This is a genomic window from Bradyrhizobium ottawaense, assembly GCF_900099825.1.
Classification (GTDB): Bacteria; Pseudomonadota; Alphaproteobacteria; order Rhizobiales; family Xanthobacteraceae; genus Bradyrhizobium; species Bradyrhizobium ottawaense_A.
Genome location: NZ_LT629693.1, coordinates 6,925,930 through 6,943,925, shown reverse-complemented (window position 1 = coordinate 6,943,925; position 17,996 = coordinate 6,925,930). Strand labels below are relative to the sequence as shown.

Annotated in this window: 16 protein-coding genes; 7 read left to right on the top strand and 9 right to left on the bottom strand. The window is 61.5% G+C overall.

What is annotated here, in order from left to right; all coding sequences use genetic code 11:
- Positions 1-59: 59 nt before the first annotated feature.
- Positions 60-1,283 carry a hypothetical protein gene (locus tag BLR13_RS32660; protein WP_074814978.1) on the bottom strand — a complete coding sequence of 408 codons (1,224 nt, stop codon included), beginning with the start codon at positions 1,281-1,283 and terminating at the stop codon, positions 60-62.
- A gap of 247 nt (positions 1,284-1,530) precedes the next feature.
- Between BLR13_RS32660 and thrS the strand changes: the two genes are divergently transcribed.
- Together thrS and BLR13_RS32650 are read left to right on the top strand one after the other, a co-directional pair.
- A complete protein-coding gene (gene thrS, locus BLR13_RS32655; RefSeq protein ID WP_074814980.1) occupies positions 1,531-3,576 on the top strand; it encodes a threonine--tRNA ligase in 2,046 nt (681 codons plus the stop codon).
- Positions 3,576-3,791, top strand: a complete 216-nt coding sequence (locus BLR13_RS32650; protein WP_074814983.1) for a hypothetical protein — start codon at positions 3,576-3,578, stop codon at positions 3,789-3,791. Before thrS ends, BLR13_RS32650 begins: the two co-directional genes overlap by 1 nt.
- Before the next feature lie 28 nt (positions 3,792-3,819).
- Here the strand turns inward: BLR13_RS32650 and BLR13_RS32645 are convergent, their stop codons facing one another.
- Both BLR13_RS32645 and BLR13_RS32640 read right to left on the bottom strand, forming a co-directional pair.
- Positions 3,820-4,191 (bottom strand): helix-turn-helix domain-containing protein, encoded by a 372-nt coding sequence (locus BLR13_RS32645; RefSeq protein ID WP_074814985.1) that lies wholly within the window; start codon positions 4,189-4,191, stop codon positions 3,820-3,822.
- Between the two features lie 9 nt (positions 4,192-4,200).
- On the bottom strand, positions 4,201-4,503 hold the full coding sequence (locus BLR13_RS32640; protein ID WP_074830829.1) for a type II toxin-antitoxin system HigB family toxin: 303 nt from the start codon (positions 4,501-4,503) through the stop codon (positions 4,201-4,203).
- Positions 4,504-4,677: 174 nt separating this feature from the next.
- On the opposite strand from BLR13_RS32640, the gene BLR13_RS32635 reads away from it, so the two are divergent.
- On the top strand, positions 4,678-5,241 hold the full coding sequence (locus BLR13_RS32635; protein WP_074814988.1) for a nitroreductase family protein: 564 nt from the start codon (positions 4,678-4,680) through the stop codon (positions 5,239-5,241).
- Between the two features lie 3 nt (positions 5,242-5,244).
- Here BLR13_RS32635 and BLR13_RS32630 read toward each other — a convergent pair whose 3' ends face one another.
- Positions 5,245-7,722 (bottom strand): putative bifunctional diguanylate cyclase/phosphodiesterase, encoded by a 2,478-nt coding sequence (locus BLR13_RS32630; RefSeq protein WP_074814991.1) that lies wholly within the window; start codon positions 7,720-7,722, stop codon positions 5,245-5,247.
- 187 nt (positions 7,723-7,909) lie between these two features.
- Positions 7,910-8,983, bottom strand: coding sequence for a hypothetical protein (locus BLR13_RS32625; RefSeq protein WP_074814994.1), 1,074 nt, complete (start codon positions 8,981-8,983; stop codon positions 7,910-7,912).
- A 227-nt stretch (positions 8,984-9,210) separates the two neighbouring features.
- Here BLR13_RS32625 and BLR13_RS32620 point away from each other — a divergent pair, with 227 nt between their 5' ends.
- On the top strand, positions 9,211-10,260 hold the full coding sequence (locus BLR13_RS32620) for a patatin-like phospholipase family protein (protein WP_074814997.1): 1,050 nt from the start codon (positions 9,211-9,213) through the stop codon (positions 10,258-10,260).
- A 2-nt stretch (positions 10,261-10,262) separates the two neighbouring features.
- Here the strand turns inward: BLR13_RS32620 and BLR13_RS32615 are convergent, their stop codons facing one another.
- Together BLR13_RS32615 and BLR13_RS32610 are read right to left on the bottom strand one after the other, a co-directional pair.
- Entirely contained in the window at positions 10,263-10,691 is a 429-nt protein-coding gene (locus tag BLR13_RS32615) for a CBS domain-containing protein (protein ID WP_074815001.1), read from the bottom strand.
- A gap of 193 nt (positions 10,692-10,884) precedes the next feature.
- A complete protein-coding gene (locus BLR13_RS32610; protein WP_074815004.1) occupies positions 10,885-11,682 on the bottom strand; it encodes a rhomboid family intramembrane serine protease in 798 nt (265 codons plus the stop codon).
- Between the two features lie 311 nt (positions 11,683-11,993).
- Between BLR13_RS32610 and BLR13_RS32605 the strand changes: the two genes are divergently transcribed.
- A complete protein-coding gene (locus BLR13_RS32605) occupies positions 11,994-12,287 on the top strand; it encodes a GIY-YIG nuclease family protein (RefSeq protein WP_074830831.1) in 294 nt (97 codons plus the stop codon).
- A gap of 395 nt (positions 12,288-12,682) precedes the next feature.
- Here BLR13_RS32605 and BLR13_RS32600 read toward each other — a convergent pair whose 3' ends face one another.
- Positions 12,683-13,435, bottom strand: a complete 753-nt coding sequence (locus BLR13_RS32600) for a CPBP family intramembrane glutamic endopeptidase (protein WP_157793748.1) — start codon at positions 13,433-13,435, stop codon at positions 12,683-12,685.
- Between BLR13_RS32600 and BLR13_RS32595 the strand changes: the two genes are divergently transcribed.
- Entirely contained in the window at positions 13,418-14,617 is a 1,200-nt protein-coding gene (locus BLR13_RS32595; RefSeq protein WP_244524980.1) for an IS30 family transposase, read from the top strand. The genes BLR13_RS32600 and BLR13_RS32595 overlap by 18 nt on opposite strands.
- Before the next feature lie 71 nt (positions 14,618-14,688).
- Here BLR13_RS32595 and BLR13_RS32590 read toward each other — a convergent pair whose 3' ends face one another.
- Positions 14,689-15,015: an antibiotic biosynthesis monooxygenase family protein gene (locus BLR13_RS32590; RefSeq protein ID WP_074830840.1), complete on the bottom strand. Its 327-nt coding sequence runs from the start codon at positions 15,013-15,015 to the stop codon at positions 14,689-14,691.
- A 2,411-nt stretch (positions 15,016-17,426) separates the two neighbouring features.
- Here BLR13_RS32590 and BLR13_RS32580 point away from each other — a divergent pair.
- Positions 17,427-17,981, top strand: coding sequence for a PAS domain-containing protein (locus BLR13_RS32580; protein ID WP_074815013.1), 555 nt, complete (start codon positions 17,427-17,429; stop codon positions 17,979-17,981).
- Positions 17,982-17,996: the final 15 nt, after the last annotated feature.

Genomic DNA, 17,996 nt, shown 5'->3' with positions numbered 1-17,996 from the left:
ATGCAACTGCATCCAATTGCATGGCCGACGATCAATCGCGGACCTTGTCGATCCCGATCTCAATTCGCGGGAGCCGCGTTGGTGGACGCCGCCGGTCGGGGACCGGTTGCCGGGCACGACGCCAGAAGCTGCGGCCATGACGCGCCCAGGCCCAGCGTGTCGATGTCGAACGTCGCAAGGCTGGTCTTGCCTTCCGTGGTCTGTGTACTCTCGCCCATCTGCAGGCGGGACGATTCGAGTATTGCCTGCATGGCCTCCGGCGCAACCACGTCGCTCCAGACCTCGTATTTGCCGACGCGCGCCGGGAATTTTCCGAAGGCCACGGACTTTTCCGTACCCGCCATCATCATCACCGTGCTGGTGCCGGCGGCGCCCTGTTCCAGTTCCCGGACAAACATCAGCCGCGCGCGCCTTCCGTTCTCGCAGAACAGACGCCACTCCATCGCCCGAAACGATGCGCCATTCCCCTGCTTCGCCGCGGCGAACTTGCGCACGTATGGGCGAGCCGCGGCTTCCAGCGTCCATGCGGTTTCCGGCAACGGACGCGTGTCGATGCCGAAGCGATAGAGCTCGGTCCGCGTCAGGACGTGAATGCTTTCGAATTTCACGGTCTTGATGAGATCGTCGAGTTCGCGGCTGATGCCCATCGAGACGACAAAGGCCGCACGCTCACGATCGGCTCGCGCCATGCCGCGCTCCCTGAATTCCGCGACCAGCCGCGGCGGGGGCTGTCCGTGAACCACCAGCGTCAGCTTGGAATTATGGACAGCGACCGCCGCATCGGGCGCAACCTCGCGGGTCGTGGCGCCGAGAAACAGATAGGTGCAAGCCGAATTGCACATCGCATTACGGGTCGTGAGTTCGGCCTCGACCTCGCCGCCGGCGGTCTTGATCTTGAGGCAGGCCGCGTCGACCTGGGTTCCTCCGATGCATGCCTTTGCAAGGGTCCGTCCAACCCGGGCCACCGCCTTTCGGCCGCGCAGCAGGCGGCCGATGATGTAGGATTGCTCGACCGCTCCACCCGGTGAATGGAAATAGAACGGACGTTTGGTGTCTTTGGCATCGGCAAGGAAGCGGCGAATGCGCGAGGCCGCGTCGGCATCGACTTGGCCTTCGACGGCAATCCAGCGATCGCAACCCGGGCCGCATGAATCCGCCGACCCCCTGGCATTATAAATGATCAGCCTCGGTGCAAATCCGTTCTTTTCGGCGGGGGATGGTTCAGCGCGCAGCTCGCCGTGGGCCAGCAGCAGGACGGCGACGAGGAGAAGGCGGAACATCATCAAACCGGCACGATCAAGCTGTGGCGCTGAAAAACACAGGTAGTGAGGCTAGACAATGCACGCCAGCCTCACAACCCCTTGACGCGGACAGGTTGCGCGCAACATCCGGCGCGATCAATCGCTTCCATTCTGACCGATCAGGCGCGATTTTCTCGATTTTGCCCGATTGCAGGAGCCGAATCCCCTGCTATACCGCTGCCTACGCTTACCTGCGCTCGTTCGCAGGAGTGAGCTTTAGGAGACTGATATGCCTGACCAGAATACGCCTGCCCCGGGATTCCAGTATGGCCTTGCGAACTTGAAGCCGGCCGAACCCCAAATGAAAATCGCCGTCACCTTCCCCGATGGCGCGACCCGCGAATATCCCAAGGACATTACCGGACTGGAGATTGCCAAGGGCATCTCGCCGTCGCTCGCCAAGCGTACCGTGGCGATGGCGCTGGACGGCGTCGTCACCGACCTCAACGATCCGGTTTCGCACGATGCCAAGATCGAGCTGATCAACCGCGACGACCCCCGCGCGCTGGAACTGATCCGGCATGACGCCGCGCATGTGCTGGCCGAAGCCGTGCAGGCGCTGTGGCCGGGCACCCAGGTCACGATCGGCCCGGTGATCGAGAACGGCTTCTACTACGACTTCTTCCGCAACGAACCGTTCACGCCGGAAGATTTCGCTGCGATCGAAAAGAAGATGCGCGAGATCATCGCGCGCGATAAGCCGTTCACGAAAGAGGTCTGGTCGCGCGAGAAAACAAAACAGGTGTTCCGCGACAAGGGCGAGGCCTTCAAGGTCGAACTGGTCGACACCATCCCCGGCGACGAGCCGATTAAGATCTACTACCAGGGCGACTGGTTCGACCTCTGCCGCGGCCCGCATATGTCGTCGACCGGCAAGGTCGGCAGCGCCTTCAAGCTGATGAAGGTCGCAGGCGCCTATTGGCGCGGCGACAGCAACAACCCGATGCTGACGCGCATCTACGGCACCGCGTTCGCCAAGCAGGAAGAACTCGACGCCTATCTGAAGCAGATCGAGGAAGCCGAGAAGCGCGACCACCGCCGGCTCGGCCGCGAGCTCGATCTGTTTCACTTCCAGGAAGAAGGCCCCGGCGTCGTGTTCTGGCACGCCAAGGGCTGGACCATCTTCCAGGCGCTGATTGCCTACATGCGCCGCCGCCTGACCGGTGATTACAGCGAGGTCAACGCGCCGCAGATTCTCGACAAGGCGCTGTGGGAGACCTCGGGCCATTGGGACTGGTACCGCGAGAACATGTTCGCGGCGCAATCGGCCGGCGACGAGGCCGAGGACAAGCGCTGGTTCGCGCTGAAGCCGATGAACTGCCCCGGCCACGTGCAGATCTTCAAGCACGGCCTGAAGAGCTATCGCGACCTGCCGTTGCGCCTCGCCGAATTCGGCGTAGTGCACCGCTATGAGCCGTCGGGCGCCATGCACGGCCTGATGCGCGTGCGCGGCTTCACGCAGGACGACGCGCATGTGTTCTGCACCGAAGCCCAGCTCGCCGAGGAATGCCTCAAGATCAACGACCTGATCATGTCGACCTATGCCGATTTCGGCTTCGAGGGCGAACTCACGGTCAAGCTGTCGACCCGGCCCGAGAAGCGCGTCGGCACCGACGAGATGTGGGACCATGCCGAGCGCGTGATGGCGACGGTGCTGCAGGAGATCAAGACGCAGGGCCACAACCGCATCAAGACCGAGATCAATCCCGGCGAAGGCGCGTTCTACGGCCCGAAATTCGAATATGTGCTGCGCGACGCCATTGGTCGCGACTGGCAATGCGGCACCACGCAGGTCGACTTCAACCTGCCGGAGCGTTTCGGCGCGTTCTATATCGACGCCGACGGCTCCAAGAAGGCGCCGGTCATGGTGCATCGCGCGATCTGCGGCTCGATGGAGCGCTTCATCGGCATCCTGATCGAACACTTCGCCGGCAACTTTCCGCTCTGGCTGGCGCCGGTGCAGGCCGTCGTCACCACCATCACTTCCGAAGGCGACGAATACGCCAAGGTGGTCGCCGCCGCCGCGCGCCGCGCCGGCTTGCGGGTCGAGCTCGACCTGCGCAACGAGAAGATCAACTACAAGGTCCGCGAGCATTCGCTGGCAAAGATCCCCGCATTGCTCGTCGTCGGCAAGAAGGAAGCCGAGGCCCATTCGGTATCGATCCGTCGTCTCGGCAGCGAAGGCCAAACGGTCTTGCCGACCGCCGATGCGATTGCCGCGCTGGTCGAGGAAGCAACTCCGCCGGACGTGAAGCGGGCAAGGCTGGAAGCCTGATGGCCGAAAGCACGGAAGAACAGGAACTGCCGGCCTATCCGATCCGGGCTTACCAGCTCATCCCGGATCCAAACCAGCCTGATGTCGTGGCACTGGCGATCGAAACCGATCAAGGCCACAGCCTGTTCCTGGCGACCAGGGCCATCCTGGAAGACCTGGGCAAGGATCTGCTGGAGCGCGCGGCGAAGATGCCGCTAAAACCAGGCAAGACCTGACCCCCGACATGAATCTTGCAAGGCAGGTCTAAGCAGCCTTGGTCTGTCCGATTTTGATCAGGGACTCAGCAGGAATACCTAATCCCTGATGAAGTCGTCTGATCATATTGAGCGTTAGCTCGCGCCGACGATTGAGCACTTCATGTACACGATTTCGACTGCCGATAAACGGGATGAGATCTTTCGGCTGTAGCCCGCTCTGTTCCATGTGATAGCGGATCGCCTCGACCGGGTCCGGCAGATCAAGCGGGTAATGTTTTCGCTCCCACGCTTCCACCAGTGTTACCAAGACGTCGAGCCGGTCCCCTTCGGGTGAATTGCGCCGGGCACTCATCAACCCCTCGATCTCCTTGAGAACGCGGCGATAGTCGCGGTGGGACTTGATCGGTGCGATATCCATGACTGAACCTCAAATAGTCTGCGCGTCGATGACGTCATACTGCCGATGGGTGCCGATAAACCTGATGTAGACCACGCGATAGGGATAATTGATCCACACCACAATGCGATATTTGTTGCCAGCGATATTGAAGACCACGCGACCGTCTTTGAGAATACTGGCGCTGCGAATATCTCGCTTTACGTCTGCAGGTTTTGTCCAATCCGCCTGCCTTACCTGCCGAAACCAGGCCATAACGGGTTCGTTGGCGTCGGCCACGCCTTCGCCACGCTTGAGAAAGGCCTTGATCGTGCTAAGCGCTATCACCCTCACGACACCAGTCCTTATCATAGTCCCACACTGGGACCAAGCCCCTTGTGCCCTACTTGTCGCCCGAACTCACGGACCCAATCTGTTCATAATCGATCTAAATTCGCTTTGATCCGGCGCATTGTGTACCTATCTGCGTGATAGGAAGTCCTCCTTTGTCCGACGAAAGAGACCCTCGTGCCTGACGCTCTTGAACTTCTGAAAATCCGCCGTTCGGTAAAGCCCCGCGAAATGAGCGGCCCAGGCCCCTCGCCTGAAGAACTCGACACCATCCTGACCATCGGCGCGCGGGTACCGGATCACGGCAAGATGACGCCCTGGCGCTTTATCGTGTTCGAGGGCGACGCCCGCGTCCGCGCCGGTGAGATTATTGCGCAGGTCTTCGCCCAGAAGAACCCGGGTGCGCCGCCCGCCGACATCGAGATGGAAAAGCGCCGGTTGATGGATGCGCCGCTGGTGATCGCGGTGGTGAGCTTTACCCGACCGCACCCGAAGGTACCGGCGTGGGAACAGGAACTATCCGCCGGCGCCAGTGCGATGAACATCGTCACCGCGGCGACCGCACTCGGCTACGGTGCCAACTGGCTCACCGGCTGGTTCGCCTTCGATCGCGACGTGCTCGACGGCTTTGGGCTGAAGCCGGACGAAAAGCTCGCCGGCTTCATCCATATCGGCACGCCGTCGAAGGCCGCCGAGGATCGCCCTCGCCCGGCGCTGTCGGACATCGTGACGCGGTTCTGATCCTCACGCCGCCTTCGTGGCGCGCGAGCCGAAGCCTGCCAACAGCGCCGCGATTTCGGCGGCCGGCCTTGCCGCGCTGAACAGAAAGCCCTGCACCTCATTGCAGCCTTCGGCACGTAGCCAGTCGAGCTGGTCGGTGGTCTCGACGCCTTCGGCGGTCGTGGTGATGTTGAGGCTGCGGCCGAGGCCGGAGATCGCGCGCACGATCGCGACGCAATCGTCGCGCTCGGCCAGGTCCTTCACGAACGAGCGGTCGATCTTGATCTTGTCGAACGGAAAACTTCTGAGATAGCTCAGGCTGGAATAGCCGGTGCCGAAATCGTCCATCGATATGCTGACGCCGAGTTCGCGAAGCTGATGCAGGATCGCCAGATTGGCTTCGGTCTCGGCAAGAAAAACCGACTCGGTGATTTCAAGCTCGAGCCGCCGCGGCGACAATCCGGAATGCGCCAGCGCCGAGATCACCACCTGAACCAGATTGCGGCTGCGGAACTGGACCGGCGACAGATTGACCGCGACCTTGACGTCCTTGGGCCAGTTCATCGCCTCCGTACAGGCTTCCCGCAGCACCCATTCGCCGAGTTGAACGATCAATCCGATATCTTCGGCAACCGGAATGAACTCGGCCGGCGAGATCATGCCCTTGTCGGGATTGCGCCAGCGCAACAGCGATTCAAACCCGCTGATCCGGTTGGCGGCGATATCCACCAGCGGCTGATAATGCAGTTCGAACTCGCCGTTGGCGAAGGCCCGGCGCAGGTCGCGTTCCATGTCGCGGCGCTTCTGCGCCTGCCGATCCATCTCGCGCTCGAAGAAACGGTGAACGCCGCCGCCGTCCGACTTTGCGCGATAGAGCGCCATGTCGGCGTTGCGCATCAGTTCTTCGCTCGTGGCGCCGTCGCCAGGCGAAAGCGCAATGCCGATGCTGGCACCGACGACGACCTCGAGGCCGTCGATGTCATAGCGTTCGCTCAGCACCGCGATCAGCCGGTCGGCAAAATCACTGACTTCGTTCGGCGAGACTTCAGAGGCCAAGACGATGGCGAATTCGTCGCCACCCAGCCGGGCGACGAGATTGTCACCGCGCACCTCGGATCTCAGCCGCTCGGCCACCGCCTTCAGCAGGCGGTCGCCGATGGGATGACCGAAGCAATCGTTGACGTTCTTGAACAGGTCGAGATCGACGCACATCACCGCGACGCGCCGGCTGCCCGGCTTGCCGCGGTCCAGCGCCTCGCGAAGCCGGTCCTGATAATAGTCCCGGTTCGGCAGATTGGTCAGGCCGTCATGGTGGGCCATATGGGCGATGCGGGCCTCTGCCTTGCGGCGCTCGGTGATATCGACCACGGCCACCAGATAACCGTCGCGGCCGTCGAAGGCGACCCGCCGCCCGAATGTCAGCACATGGATCTCGCTGCCATCGGCCTTGAGATGGCGCCAGTCGCGGCTCGAATTGTAGACTTCGCCGACCTGCTGCAACGCCTGGCTATGGGGCGCCCATTCGTCCTCCGGCCAGATCTGGCGAAGTTGCATGCCGAGAAAGGTTTCCCGGCTGTAGCCGTAATGCTGCACGGCGGCGTCGTTGACACCCACGAACTGCGTGGTCTCGGCATCGAATACCCACATTGGCATCGGATTGTTGTCGAACAGGAGGCGGAACGAGACTTCGCTTCGTTTCAGCGCCGTGACATCCGATAACGTCAGCGACAGCATGTCCCCGAATGCCGTCACGCCCAACCGCAGACAACGATCCGCACGGTCGATTTCGATCTGGCCGCCATTGCCGTCGCGGATGATGTCGCGCAAGCGCTGGATCACCTCCGGCGCGCACAACAGGTTTCCACCCGCGCTTAGCCGGTGCCAGAGCAGCGCGGTCGATGGCTGCTGCAGCAGCCGGGCTGCGCCCTGGTTGAGATGGACGATCTGGAAATCGGACGGCTGCCCGCCGGCATCTCGGATCGCCGCCAGCGACAGCACGCCGTCGTCGGTGGCGGAGAAGATCGTATCGAGCAGATTGTACTGGCTATCGCGCTCGTTCACATAGGTGCCGATCAGCGTGCCGCCCCAGCGCGACGACGTCGGCAGCGCCAGCACGTCGTAGGTCCGCACCAGCCCGTCGCGCACGCAATGCGCCGACGCCAGATAGGGACGGCTGTTGGCAAGCGCGTTCGATGCCGCTTCGCCGAGTGCGGTCGCACAATCCGGCGGCAGCGCCGTCAGCGGAATATCCCAGCGCTCGTCGTTGAGCCATTGCTGGATATAGCGGCCGGTGTGCGAGACGGCGAGCGCGCCATGGCTGTCCCTGAGCAGAGCGATGTGATCCGCGAGCCGGCCCAGACTGCCGAGCATGACGTCTTCATAGCGGGGCAATGCTTCGCCCGGACGCAACGCCGCCTTCCATTTGCGTTGCAGGACCGGAACATCGCCAAACACATCGTTGTTGAATTTCTCAGTCCCTGACGACTTCTCCGCCACCACCATGACATGCCCCGCTACGCCAATGCCCAACGGTGGCATCCAATGCAGCCGGGTTTAAAGCCGTGTAAAAATTGCGGAGGCGGTACGCCGATGCAGCGATTATGACAGTTTTAAGTCGCGCGATGGTTAGTGCGAATTAGAGACTATGACAGCGGCGAAATGATTTTTCGGCACCAGCCGACGCAAGGAATCAGCGCGCGACGACTTCGACCTCGCCATCGACGCCATTGACGACGTTGAAGGGCCGCTCGAACACCTTGCCTTCGTTCTTGGCGATGGCGCGGTATTCGCCTTCGGACAATACCACGCGCGGAAACGCGCCGATCGATTCCTTGATCACGTCGCCGCCCGGCGTAATCACCGACCATGCGGTGTTGGCGAGCGCCTCGCCGCCCTTGTCGCTGACAAGCTTGAGCGTGATGACGGCAGCGCGGTGGGTCACGATCACGTCGGTCAGCTTGCCGGCCTGGACCCGGATATCGGAGCGCACCACGGAATTGGCGTCGCCGTAGTTGGAGATGATGTAATAGGTTCCCTCCGGCAGCAGCGCGACGTCGCCGGCGGAGACGTTGGGCACCAGCGCGCCGCGCTCGGACGTCTCGAACTGGCTGCCCTTGTAGATCGCGAACGAAATCTGGTTCTGCGGAATCTTTGAGGTGCCGACGCGGCCTTCGATACGCAGGCCGCCGGCCGGAAGCACGAAGGCCTCACGGTCGGTCTCGGATTTCAAACTCACCGCGCGCACCGCACTGACGAGGCCGAGCGCGACGTGGACGACATAGTTGCCCGGCGGCAGCACGATGTTCGGGGTCGCGCCGCGATCCTCGCGGATCAGCTTGAAGGTGCCGGTCTCGTCGGGCTTGTCCGAGAACACCCGCCACACCAGCCCATTATTGATGACCGGCAGATCCTTGCCGTAGCGCGCCGTCAGCGACAGTACCGCCTGGCCTGCGGTCGAGGCGCCCGGCGGTGCCGTGGACGGCGGCACCGTGGCGATCGACGGCGGCACGATGGTGGGCTGGGTCAGTGGCGCGGGAATGCTCGGCGGAATCGACGCCGGGCCCGATGGCGGCGCCAGATTCAAGGCCGGGCCGCCAAGCGCGTCCGGAACCGCGGCCGGCGGTACCGGCGGCGGCCGATCCGAGAACATCTGGGCGGAGCTTGAGGCCGGCAGCAGCCAAACCAGCGCCAAAGCAAGCGCCAGCGCCGGGAAAGGCCAGCCGGCCCGCCCGTATCCACTGATCCCGTTACCGCTCGAAGTCATGGGCATGCTTTTCACTGAAAACGCGGCAAATTCAAGCCTCCAGCGGCGGCCGTGAGCCCGTCGCCGGAACCCGCGGGAACTCCCGATGTTAACCCAGCGGTCGTGGTCCAGTCACATTCGCTGTCTAGGCCGCTTTCGCCGGGCATAAACCATGCATAGCAAATGCTGCAGGCGATTCTGGCAAGACGGCGCGGCGGCGAATATCTTGAGGCCGCAGGAGAGTTTTCGTGTTGGATAATTGGATGGGGCGCGGCCAAAAAGGCTCCGACAGCCGCGACAAGGTGGGGCTTGGCACGGTCCGGCGGCCGGTGATTGGGCTGGCGCTGGGCGGCGGCGCCGCCCGCGGCTTCGCCCATATCGGCATCATCAAGACGCTGGCCGCGCATGGCATCGTTCCCAATGTCGTGGTGGGGACCTCGATGGGCGGGGTGGTCGGCGGGGCCTACGCGGCGGGACATCTCGACAAACTGGAGGAATGGGCCCGCAGCCTGCAGCCGCGAAATATCCTCTCCTACCTCGACATCCGCCTCAACGGCTCCGGCCTGCTCAGCGGCGCCAAACTCGCCGCCGAGATCGAAAGCACGCTGGGCCGCAGCCTGATCGAGGATCTGCCGGTGAAGTTCGCGACCGTCGCCACCGAGGTTCGCACCGGCCACGAGATCTGGCTGACTCACGGCCGCATGGTCGACGCCATGCGCGCCTCCTACGCCATGCCTGGATTATTTTCGCCGGTCCTGATCGGCGATCGCTGGCTGGTCGACGGCGCGCTGGTCAATCCGGTGCCGGTATCGGCGGCGCGCGCGCTCGGCGCGGAGATCGTGATCGCCGCCAATCTCTCCAGCGACGTCTTTACCCATTCCACGACGATCTATTCGCATGGATCCTCGGCCGACCCCTCGGTATCGGTCGCAGCAGAGACTGCGCCGGAGCCGCCGAAACGGGGACTCGGCAAATTCTTCTCCGCCGAGCGCACCATGAAACGCGAATTCTTCGGCGGCGACGGACGGCCCGGCATCTCCACCGTCATGGTCGACGCCTTCAACATCATGCAGGACCGCATCACCCGTGCGCGACTGGCCGGCGATCCGCCGGATCTGTTGATCTCGCCCCGCGTCGGACAGATCGGTTTTTTCGATTTTCACCGCGCCGGCGACCTGATCGCCCATGGCGCGCGCGCGGCCGAACGCGCGATCGACTCGATCCAGGAGGCCATCCACATTCTGGCACCCGCGGCGGAGACGGGCCCTTCCGCCGACAAGGCAACGGGCCAGGAATAGCGCTAGGCCGTCTTGATGTAGTCGCGCAGCGCTTCCTGCTCGGTCTCGTATTCCTTGACACGCCATTTGACGATGTCGCCGATCGAGATCAGGCCGACCACCTTGCCGTCTTCGACCACGGGCAGATGCCTGAACTTGCCGAGCGTCATCATTTCCATGATGCCGCTCACGGTGTCGGACTGTCTGCAACTGACGACCTTGCGCGTCATGCTGCTGGTGACGGGCTCATCGAGCACCCTGGCGCCGCGCTCACCGAGCACGCGCACGATGTCGCGCTCCGACAGGATACCCTCCAGGCGCCCTTCGCTCATCACCAGCACGGCGCCGATCTTGCGTTCGCCCAGCAGCTTGACCGCCGCCGACAGCTTGGCGTCCGGCTCCACGGTCAGGATCTGATGGCCCTTGGTGTCGAGAATTGCTCGTACCGTCATTGTCGCCTCCCTGAATCCGCTCGCGCCCCGCAAGGGGCCCGACATGTTCGTTGAGTCTTCAATCAACAGTTTCGCGCCGGATAGGTTGCGGGCGCGGTCAATAAGCAGGGCTGTCTTGCTCAGCGGCAGCCTTTGGCTTGGGTTACGACCTGTGAAGATGATGGATGAAATCGCCGTGCGCTGCAAGCGCCGATCAGATGCGGCCTGATCCATCCGGCGAGGACGCATCCGCAGCATGCGGCGCCGCCCGCGGCACGGGGTCGAACAGCGAGAACAGCATCAGGCCGGCAAGAAATCCGCCGATATGTGCCTGCCAAGCGACGCTGGCGCCGTCGGCGCCGATCGCAATCGAGCCGACCCCAAAGATGATGTTGACGCCGAACCAGACGCCGAGAAATCCGAGCACGCGCTTGTTGCGCAGCGCATCGGCCAGCGACAACGCCGGAACCCTGGCGGCGGCTTCCGCATCGCCCCGGCTGAACGACAGGAAGCTGCCCTGCACGAAGGCAAACCGGATCGCCGCCGCCATGGTGCCGGAAACCGATGCCGAGGCGCCGATCATCGGCGCGATCGCGTGCTCATGGGTGAGCAGATGCGCCACCGCGCCGGCCGCCGCCGTCACCGTCATGAACACGAAGAACCTGACGGCGCCGAACCGGCGCGCCAGCGCGCTGCCGAACGGCAGCAGCCACAGCACGTTGAAGCCGATATGGCTGAGATTGGCGTGCAGCAGCGAATAGGTGACGAAGGTCCAGACCTTGGCGCCGGCGCCGCCCGGAAAGGTGATGTCGAGCAGCGTGGAATCGTAGCGCTTCGGGATGAAGCCGAAGACGTCGATGGTCCAGTTTTCTGCCTCCGGCGGCAGCAGCACCCGCAAATGAATGAGCGCGATCAGCGCAACATAGGCCGTCAGCGCACCCGGCAGCGTCAGGATCGGCTCGCGCGGGGGTTCCGGCGGCAGTTCCAGGTGGGATTCGGGCGGGGAGTCCAAGGGTCCGGAACCTTACGAGGCGGTTTTGGGCGTTATCAGCCCAGATAGGCGGCTTTGCCCGCCCTGTGCAAGTGCACAAAATCAGGGCCGTGGTGAAGTTCGCAATCAAGTTCATGGGTCCCGGCTCTGCGGCGCACCCCAGGAGGCGCTGCACCGCGTCTTGGACAGGCGACAGCACGCAAGACCTCGTGTCCCGGACGCGGCACGGCACGCAGTGACGCGACGCAGAGCCGGGACCCACACGTTGGCAACGTAAGACAGTTTTGCAAGACTGAACCCTGCCCAACGACGCCGATCCGGGTTTGATCGACATGAACGGACCGTTCTTCGTCTATATCCTTGCGAGCCAAAGAAACGGAACGCTCTACGTCGGCGTCACCAACAATCTGGCGCGCCGGATGTCAGAACATAAAGCGAAGCTCGTTCGCGGCTTCACCAAAAAATATGGGGTCGACCTGCTGGTCCATTTTGAGGCGTTCGATTCCATTCTTGAGGCCCGCGCGCGAGAACATTCTCTCAAGCGGTGGCGGCGGGCCTGGAAGATCAAATTGATTGAAGAATCCAATCCCGGTTGGAGCGACCTGACGAGCCAACTCAATTCTTGAGGATCCCAGTGTAGGTCCCGGCTCTGCGGAGCACCGCCAAGAGGCGCTGCACCGCGTCCGGGACACCGAAAACCGCGTTTTGGCAGAAGAAAAGAAAAAGGGAGAGCGCTGAGAGCACCTCTGGCGCGAAGGACGGAGAGTAGCGCGTTAAAGAAACCCCGTCAGCCGGTGCGTGGATGGTCCCTCGGCGACCGGCACCAGTTTTCGGAGGTCCGCGACGACCGATCCATGATCGGTTTCCATGTCCGCTCTATATGCGCATAACGGACCTAGGTCAGACATCGCGCCATGTCCGAAAAGTGCCAATATCCGACATCGGCTCGCGCCTTCATCAACCGATGAAGGCGGAGAGCTTAGCTCACGCGGCTGACCGAAAAATGTGACCCATGAGTGTCTTAAAAGGCGAAGTCCACGATATCGGTCAGGTAGTGCGCAAGAACCGCCGGCCAAAGCGCCCCGGATCGGCGGTACAACAGCATCAACAACCACCCTATCAACACGACCTCGCCGATATTCCCGACACCTGTCCACCAGTGATAGGCCCCAAACAGCAGAGATGTGACGCAAACCAACGCATAGCCGTCCTCCAAATAATTTTGGAACAGATGACGCGCACAGCGACGGAATATGATCTCCTCACTTAAGGCAACTAGCGCAAGACCAAAAACAATATCGAAGAAGTGTAGCCAACCATGCGTTTCAGGATATGTCCCGAGCACTGTTGAGGGCAGCGCTGCATTCATGGTGCGTCGGATCCAACCACCCACATAGTGGTCGGCGAGGACGATGCCGACGATCCAGATGGATGCTTCCCACTGCGGCATTCTGAATGGTTCAATTCGGAAGGCTATTGCTCGCGCAGCAGGAATGACGCCCAGAATTGCCAAAGTTCCGAGGCGGCCAGCGTAATCCCAAAAAATCCATGCTGCTGGATCGGATTGTTGCAGTCGCACAATTTGCGACACCACCATCGGGAAAAGGGCAGCGGCCATCCAGAGAGGCGCAGGAATAGAGCGAAGCGTCATCATCTTTCTTAGCGCGGCCGATACAGTTACTGCAACGTGGCCGGTTAATTGAATGCGGGGCAATGTCCGAGTCGGGTCAAAACCGGAAAAGCTCAATACGAGCACATGTTTTCCGCTGTTCATCGGTGGTCTCAACCGGTCGACGCAACTCACATATTTCATAGAGGGTTTACTGCGGCAGAGAAAACGGAGTTATGGGATCGCTGGAAGCGCGGAGAGTCGCTAAAGGCAATCGGACGAGCTTTTGGCAAGCAGTCATCGTCGATCTATTTTTTGGTGGCGCCGCATGGTGGGATTCGTCCTGCCGAGCGGTGTCGCTCCAGGCTGGCATTGACGCTCGCAGAACGCGAGGTGATTTCCAGAGGCGTTACGGCACGTCGATCGGCCCGATCGATCGCCAGGTTGCTTGGCCGCTCACCCTCGACGGTGAGCCGGGAAATGAGCCGCAATGGCGGCTGTGATCGCTACCGTGCGGCGCTTGCGGACGAGAATGCCTGGGCGCGGGCTCGTCGTCCAAAATGTTGTAAATTGGCGAACAGTCCGCGGCTACGGCGAGCTGTGGCGGGGAAGCTCAGATTGGATTGGTCGCCCGAGCAGATAGCCGGTTGGCTGAAGAGAACCCATCCTGAAGACGAGTGTAATCAGGTGTCACACGAGACGATCTACCGCAGCTTATTTGTACAAACACGTGGCGTGCTCAAGAAAGAGCTGCTTAGTCATCTTCGATCGAAGCGCTCAATGCGTCGCTCCCAGCCGGTTGATCCGAACGGCGACAGACGGGGGCATATCAAGGATATCGTCTCAATCCGTCAGCGACCGGCGGCGGTTGAAGATCGAGCGGTGCCTGGCCATTGGGAAGGCGATCTCCTGTCCGGGCCGAACAACAGCTACATCGCGACCTTGGTCGAGCGTCATACGCGTTACGTGATGTTGGCCAAGGTGGCCGGTAAGGACACCCGAACGGTCGTCACCGCACTCATCAAGCAGGCGAAGAAGCTACCAAAGGAGCTGTATAAGTCCCTGACCTGGGACCGGGGAAAGGAACTGACGGATCATCGCCGCTTTACGTTGGCGACCAAAATCGACGTCTATTTTTGCGACCCGCAAAGCCCGTGGCAGCGCAGGTCGAACGAGAACACCAATGGCCTGCTGAGACAGTATTTTCCGAAGAGCACCGACTTGTCGGTACATTCGCAAGCCCATCTGAACAAAGTGGCTCGTCAGCTCAACGAACGACCACGTGAGACCTTGCAATTTGAAACCCCAGCAGAGAGATTTAACGCCTGTGTTGCGTCGACCGGTTGAGCCGGCAATCCAAGAACGGACATTGACGGGTTCTCACGCGCTTGCGATGGACAGCAAAATGTCCGTGCGTATTACGCGACCTTGCCGCGTCCCACCGTCTGGCGAACCTCAAAGCCCTCGAACTGGGGGTGATCCAGATACAGCGGCTTGTTATCCCCTGCCCGACTATGCGCAGCACGGAACGCCTCTGATTTGGTCCACGCTTCAAACACGGCACGGTTTTCCCAGACGGTATGAGAAGCATAAAGCGTGTGATCCTCGGCCTCGGGACCTTTGAGAAGGTGAAACTCTACGAAGCCCGGGACTTTTTCGAGATGACTGTCGCGCGACATCCAGACCTGCTCGAAGGCTGCTTCAGACCCTTTGGTAACCCGGAAACGGTTCATTGCGATAAACATCATGATCTCCTACTCTCGATGGCTGCTATGCCGAACGTCTTCGTCACGATCCTGCAATGCGCTGGATCGTCGGCGGCAAGGCCCCCCAGGGCCGCGCGGCTTCGCCAAGCCAGATGGGCCGCTAGTCTTCATAAAATGAGGCGTTGCGGATCAGGTGCCTTTGATGTCCGATATACGCTCAACAGCGGCGCGAAGTCGAACGTCGCCGGATGTCCGAGTTGGGTCTAGGCTGTGTGTGGCAAGGAGGCCAAGGCATGAGGATAATGACCGTAGCGTTCGCTCTCGGAACCGCCCTGGTGTTGTGTAACCTGGGGACGTTTAGTGTCGCAGCGCATGCGCAGAAGGCCAAAGTCGTTCGTGAACCACGGGAAAGGCCTCTCATCAGGGTGCCCGTGGTAAGGACAACTCCTTACTGGGATTACTATATTGTTCCACGATATCGTTATCGCCCTGAGGACGACCGGGTCGATCCATGCGGCGGGCCCGTAGTGCCCGTAATACGCTATGGGCCTCAAGAGGAAACGGTTCCGTTGTGGCTAGCGAACACTTTGGGTCTTGGCCGTGTGCATGGTCGAGATTGGCCGTGTAAGGGTCAAAGCCGGTAATGCACCGATTGAGCAGAAGCCTGGCGGCCCTCCCCGGGCTCCGGACGGCCAAAATGCAAACGGGAGTGGGTGGCTGCCAAGGAAAGGCGAAGCTCGTAAAGCCGCTGACTTCCGCTTGGGTCAAAAACGGTCCTGACACCCTTGAAATGGAATTTCTGCTTTACCCCTGAAAGCAGACATCGGTCAGCTACGCTGCCGATTGCGATGTCATCGTCTGCTACGGTGGAGCGAAGCTCGCCGACGAGCACCTCGCCTCCAAGATCCACTGCGTTGACGACGAGATTATCGGATGGCTGAAGCGCCGTGAGCAGGCGTCAATTAGTTGTTTGGGGGAGCGCGCAAAAATAACGGCAGTTCTTCGTCGTAGTCCAGCCCGCCAAGTGGTTCAAGATCAGCCTCTGGAATTTTGTAGGACTTGCATTCCAAACGTGCCCATTTCAGTGCCTGAGAATAACTCGGACAGCAGAGAACCATTTCCTGGCCCCGAACTGAAACCACGACGTCGCAAATCGGGGACGCTGTATGGTGTCGGATGAAAACCTGCGGGGAAGCGAACCTCTCAACCATTTGTCTCGACGCCAAACGCTGACCCTGCCGGGGCACGGATCAGCACGGAATGTGACCCTGGGTTAGATTAAGCGCGAGCCGAGTGGATGGTTCCATTCGACCAGAAGGCGGCACAGCGCGGTGCCCGCAATTGGGTAGTGGGTCAGTTTGATTGTGGCGAGGTTCCGGGTTGGAAAAGGCCCGACTCCGGGCGCATATTCAGGGTGTGTGCTGAAGCCTAGGAGGGGACCATGTCCAAGGCTGACGATTTGCGAAAGGAAGCTGAGGAAGCCGGCAAACGCGGTGATAAATCCAAGTCACTGCGGAAGGGCGCTCTGGAACATAGGCGCGAGAAGGCCCTAAGGCCCTAAACGACATGGCGGACAACGAGGATTGGCTGGACGGGAAACCGATGCCAAAAGCTTCCAAATGACCCACACGCAAAAGCCGCCAAGGTCTCCCTCGACGGCTCGTGCCGTTGCGTTTGCGTAGAGGTACTGTGTCGAGCGGTACTCGAACGCAGCCCGTGCTCGCTCCTATTTGGACGCACGCGACCTTCAATGAGGCGGTGGGTGCGTTGCCAGTGTGTCGGGCCAACGATCCCCGATCCTTATGACATGTGACTGGCGGCGATGCTCTTCAAGCGAGCAATGCTGTCCCATTCGATGAAATGGCAAAGCGGACTAGCTCCCTGACAAGCACCTCGCCTCCAAGGTGCATGCGTTGACGACGGGATTATCGGATGGCTGGAGCGGCGTGAGCGGCGCACACCTCAATCAGCGAGGTCGAAATCCATTGCCAGCGCATCGTAGGTATTGCGCGTGCTTTTTTCGTAGCGATCCTGCACCGCTGGGCCTCCCGGCGGAAAGGCCCGCGGGGAAAACGTCAATAGAATCAACAAGGGAGAGCGCTGAGAACGCTCTCCCTTGTCTCGCCGATCTTTTCGCGCCCCGGAGCCGGGATCACATCCCCACCCCTCCCCGCGCGACGACCAAACTGTTTGACGCCACCTGTGTACCAACCGCGCCGGAGAAACGCCGGCGCCATCTGATGCGTTCCACTCTACGCAGGTCAGATCGCGATCGCCAACCTCGTAGTTAATTTAACGTTAACATCGCAAAGCCGTGCCCAAGCCGGCCAAAATGCGTCGGCGGCATGGACGCTGCAAAGCCCCTCCTGCACAACAACCAAGGGAAGGCGCGTGCACGAAAGCGGGACAGATCTGTCCCGCCAAAGGCAGGCGCAGGGCAAGGCCTTACAATGAAACATCCATCGAGCCGCGGTTTCTTCGCCTATTGGGACGCACAACGCGGCGACGCGCGCGCGCCGGACCGCAGCGAGATCGAACCGGGCGCGGTCCGCGAACTGCTCGGCGACATCTTCGTGCTGTCCTACGACAACGACGCCGGCTATCCGTTCCGCGTCGCCGGAACGCGGGTCTCCGCCCTGCTCGGCCGTGACCTGAAAGACGTCGGCTTCTCGACGCTGTTTGCACCTGGCGCCCGCCGCGAGATCGAGGACGTCATCAGCTACGTCGCCGAGGAAATGCTGGCCGCGATCGCCGGCATCACCGCGACTTCGGAAGACGGCCGCACCGCGCATCTGGAATTGCTGTTGCTGCCGTTCAACCATCGGGCGCATGAGCCGGTCAGCCTGACCGGCTCGCTGGCGCCGTTCGAAAGCGATCTCGGCACGCTCCGCGATTTCAGGCTGACGTCATGGCGCTATCTGCACCGGCCGGAAAGGCTGGTGCCCCGCGCGCTGCGCAAGCTCGCGATCGCGCGTGGCTTCATGGTGTATGAGGGCCTGCGCTAAGCGGCGGCCAGGACG

Bases quoted from the DNA above. Each gene is read 5' to 3' on its own strand.
- BLR13_RS32660 (WP_074814978.1), bottom strand. From the start codon at position 1,283: ATGATGTTCCGCCTTCTCCTCGTCGCCGTCCTGCTGCTGGCCCACGGC.
- thrS (WP_074814980.1), top strand. From the start codon at position 1,531: ATGCCTGACCAGAATACGCCTGCCCCGGGATTCCAGTATGGCCTTGCG.
- BLR13_RS32650 (WP_074814983.1), top strand. From the start codon at position 3,576: ATGGCCGAAAGCACGGAAGAACAGGAACTGCCGGCCTATCCGATCCGG.
- BLR13_RS32645 (WP_074814985.1), bottom strand. From the start codon at position 4,191: ATGGATATCGCACCGATCAAGTCCCACCGCGACTATCGCCGCGTTCTC.
- BLR13_RS32630 (WP_074814991.1), bottom strand. From the start codon at position 7,722: ATGGTGGTGGCGGAGAAGTCGTCAGGGACTGAGAAATTCAACAACGAT.
- BLR13_RS32625 (WP_074814994.1), bottom strand. From the start codon at position 8,983: ATGACTTCGAGCGGTAACGGGATCAGTGGATACGGGCGGGCCGGCTGG.
- BLR13_RS32615 (WP_074815001.1), bottom strand. From the start codon at position 10,691: ATGACGGTACGAGCAATTCTCGACACCAAGGGCCATCAGATCCTGACC.
- BLR13_RS32605 (WP_074830831.1), top strand. From the start codon at position 11,994: ATGAACGGACCGTTCTTCGTCTATATCCTTGCGAGCCAAAGAAACGGA.
- BLR13_RS32595 (WP_244524980.1), top strand. From the start codon at position 13,418: ATGTTTTCCGCTGTTCATCGGTGGTCTCAACCGGTCGACGCAACTCAC.
- BLR13_RS32600 (WP_157793748.1), bottom strand. From the start codon at position 13,435: ATGAACAGCGGAAAACATGTGCTCGTATTGAGCTTTTCCGGTTTTGAC.
- BLR13_RS32590 (WP_074830840.1), bottom strand. From the start codon at position 15,015: ATGTTTATCGCAATGAACCGTTTCCGGGTTACCAAAGGGTCTGAAGCA.
- BLR13_RS32580 (WP_074815013.1), top strand. From the start codon at position 17,427: ATGAAACATCCATCGAGCCGCGGTTTCTTCGCCTATTGGGACGCACAA.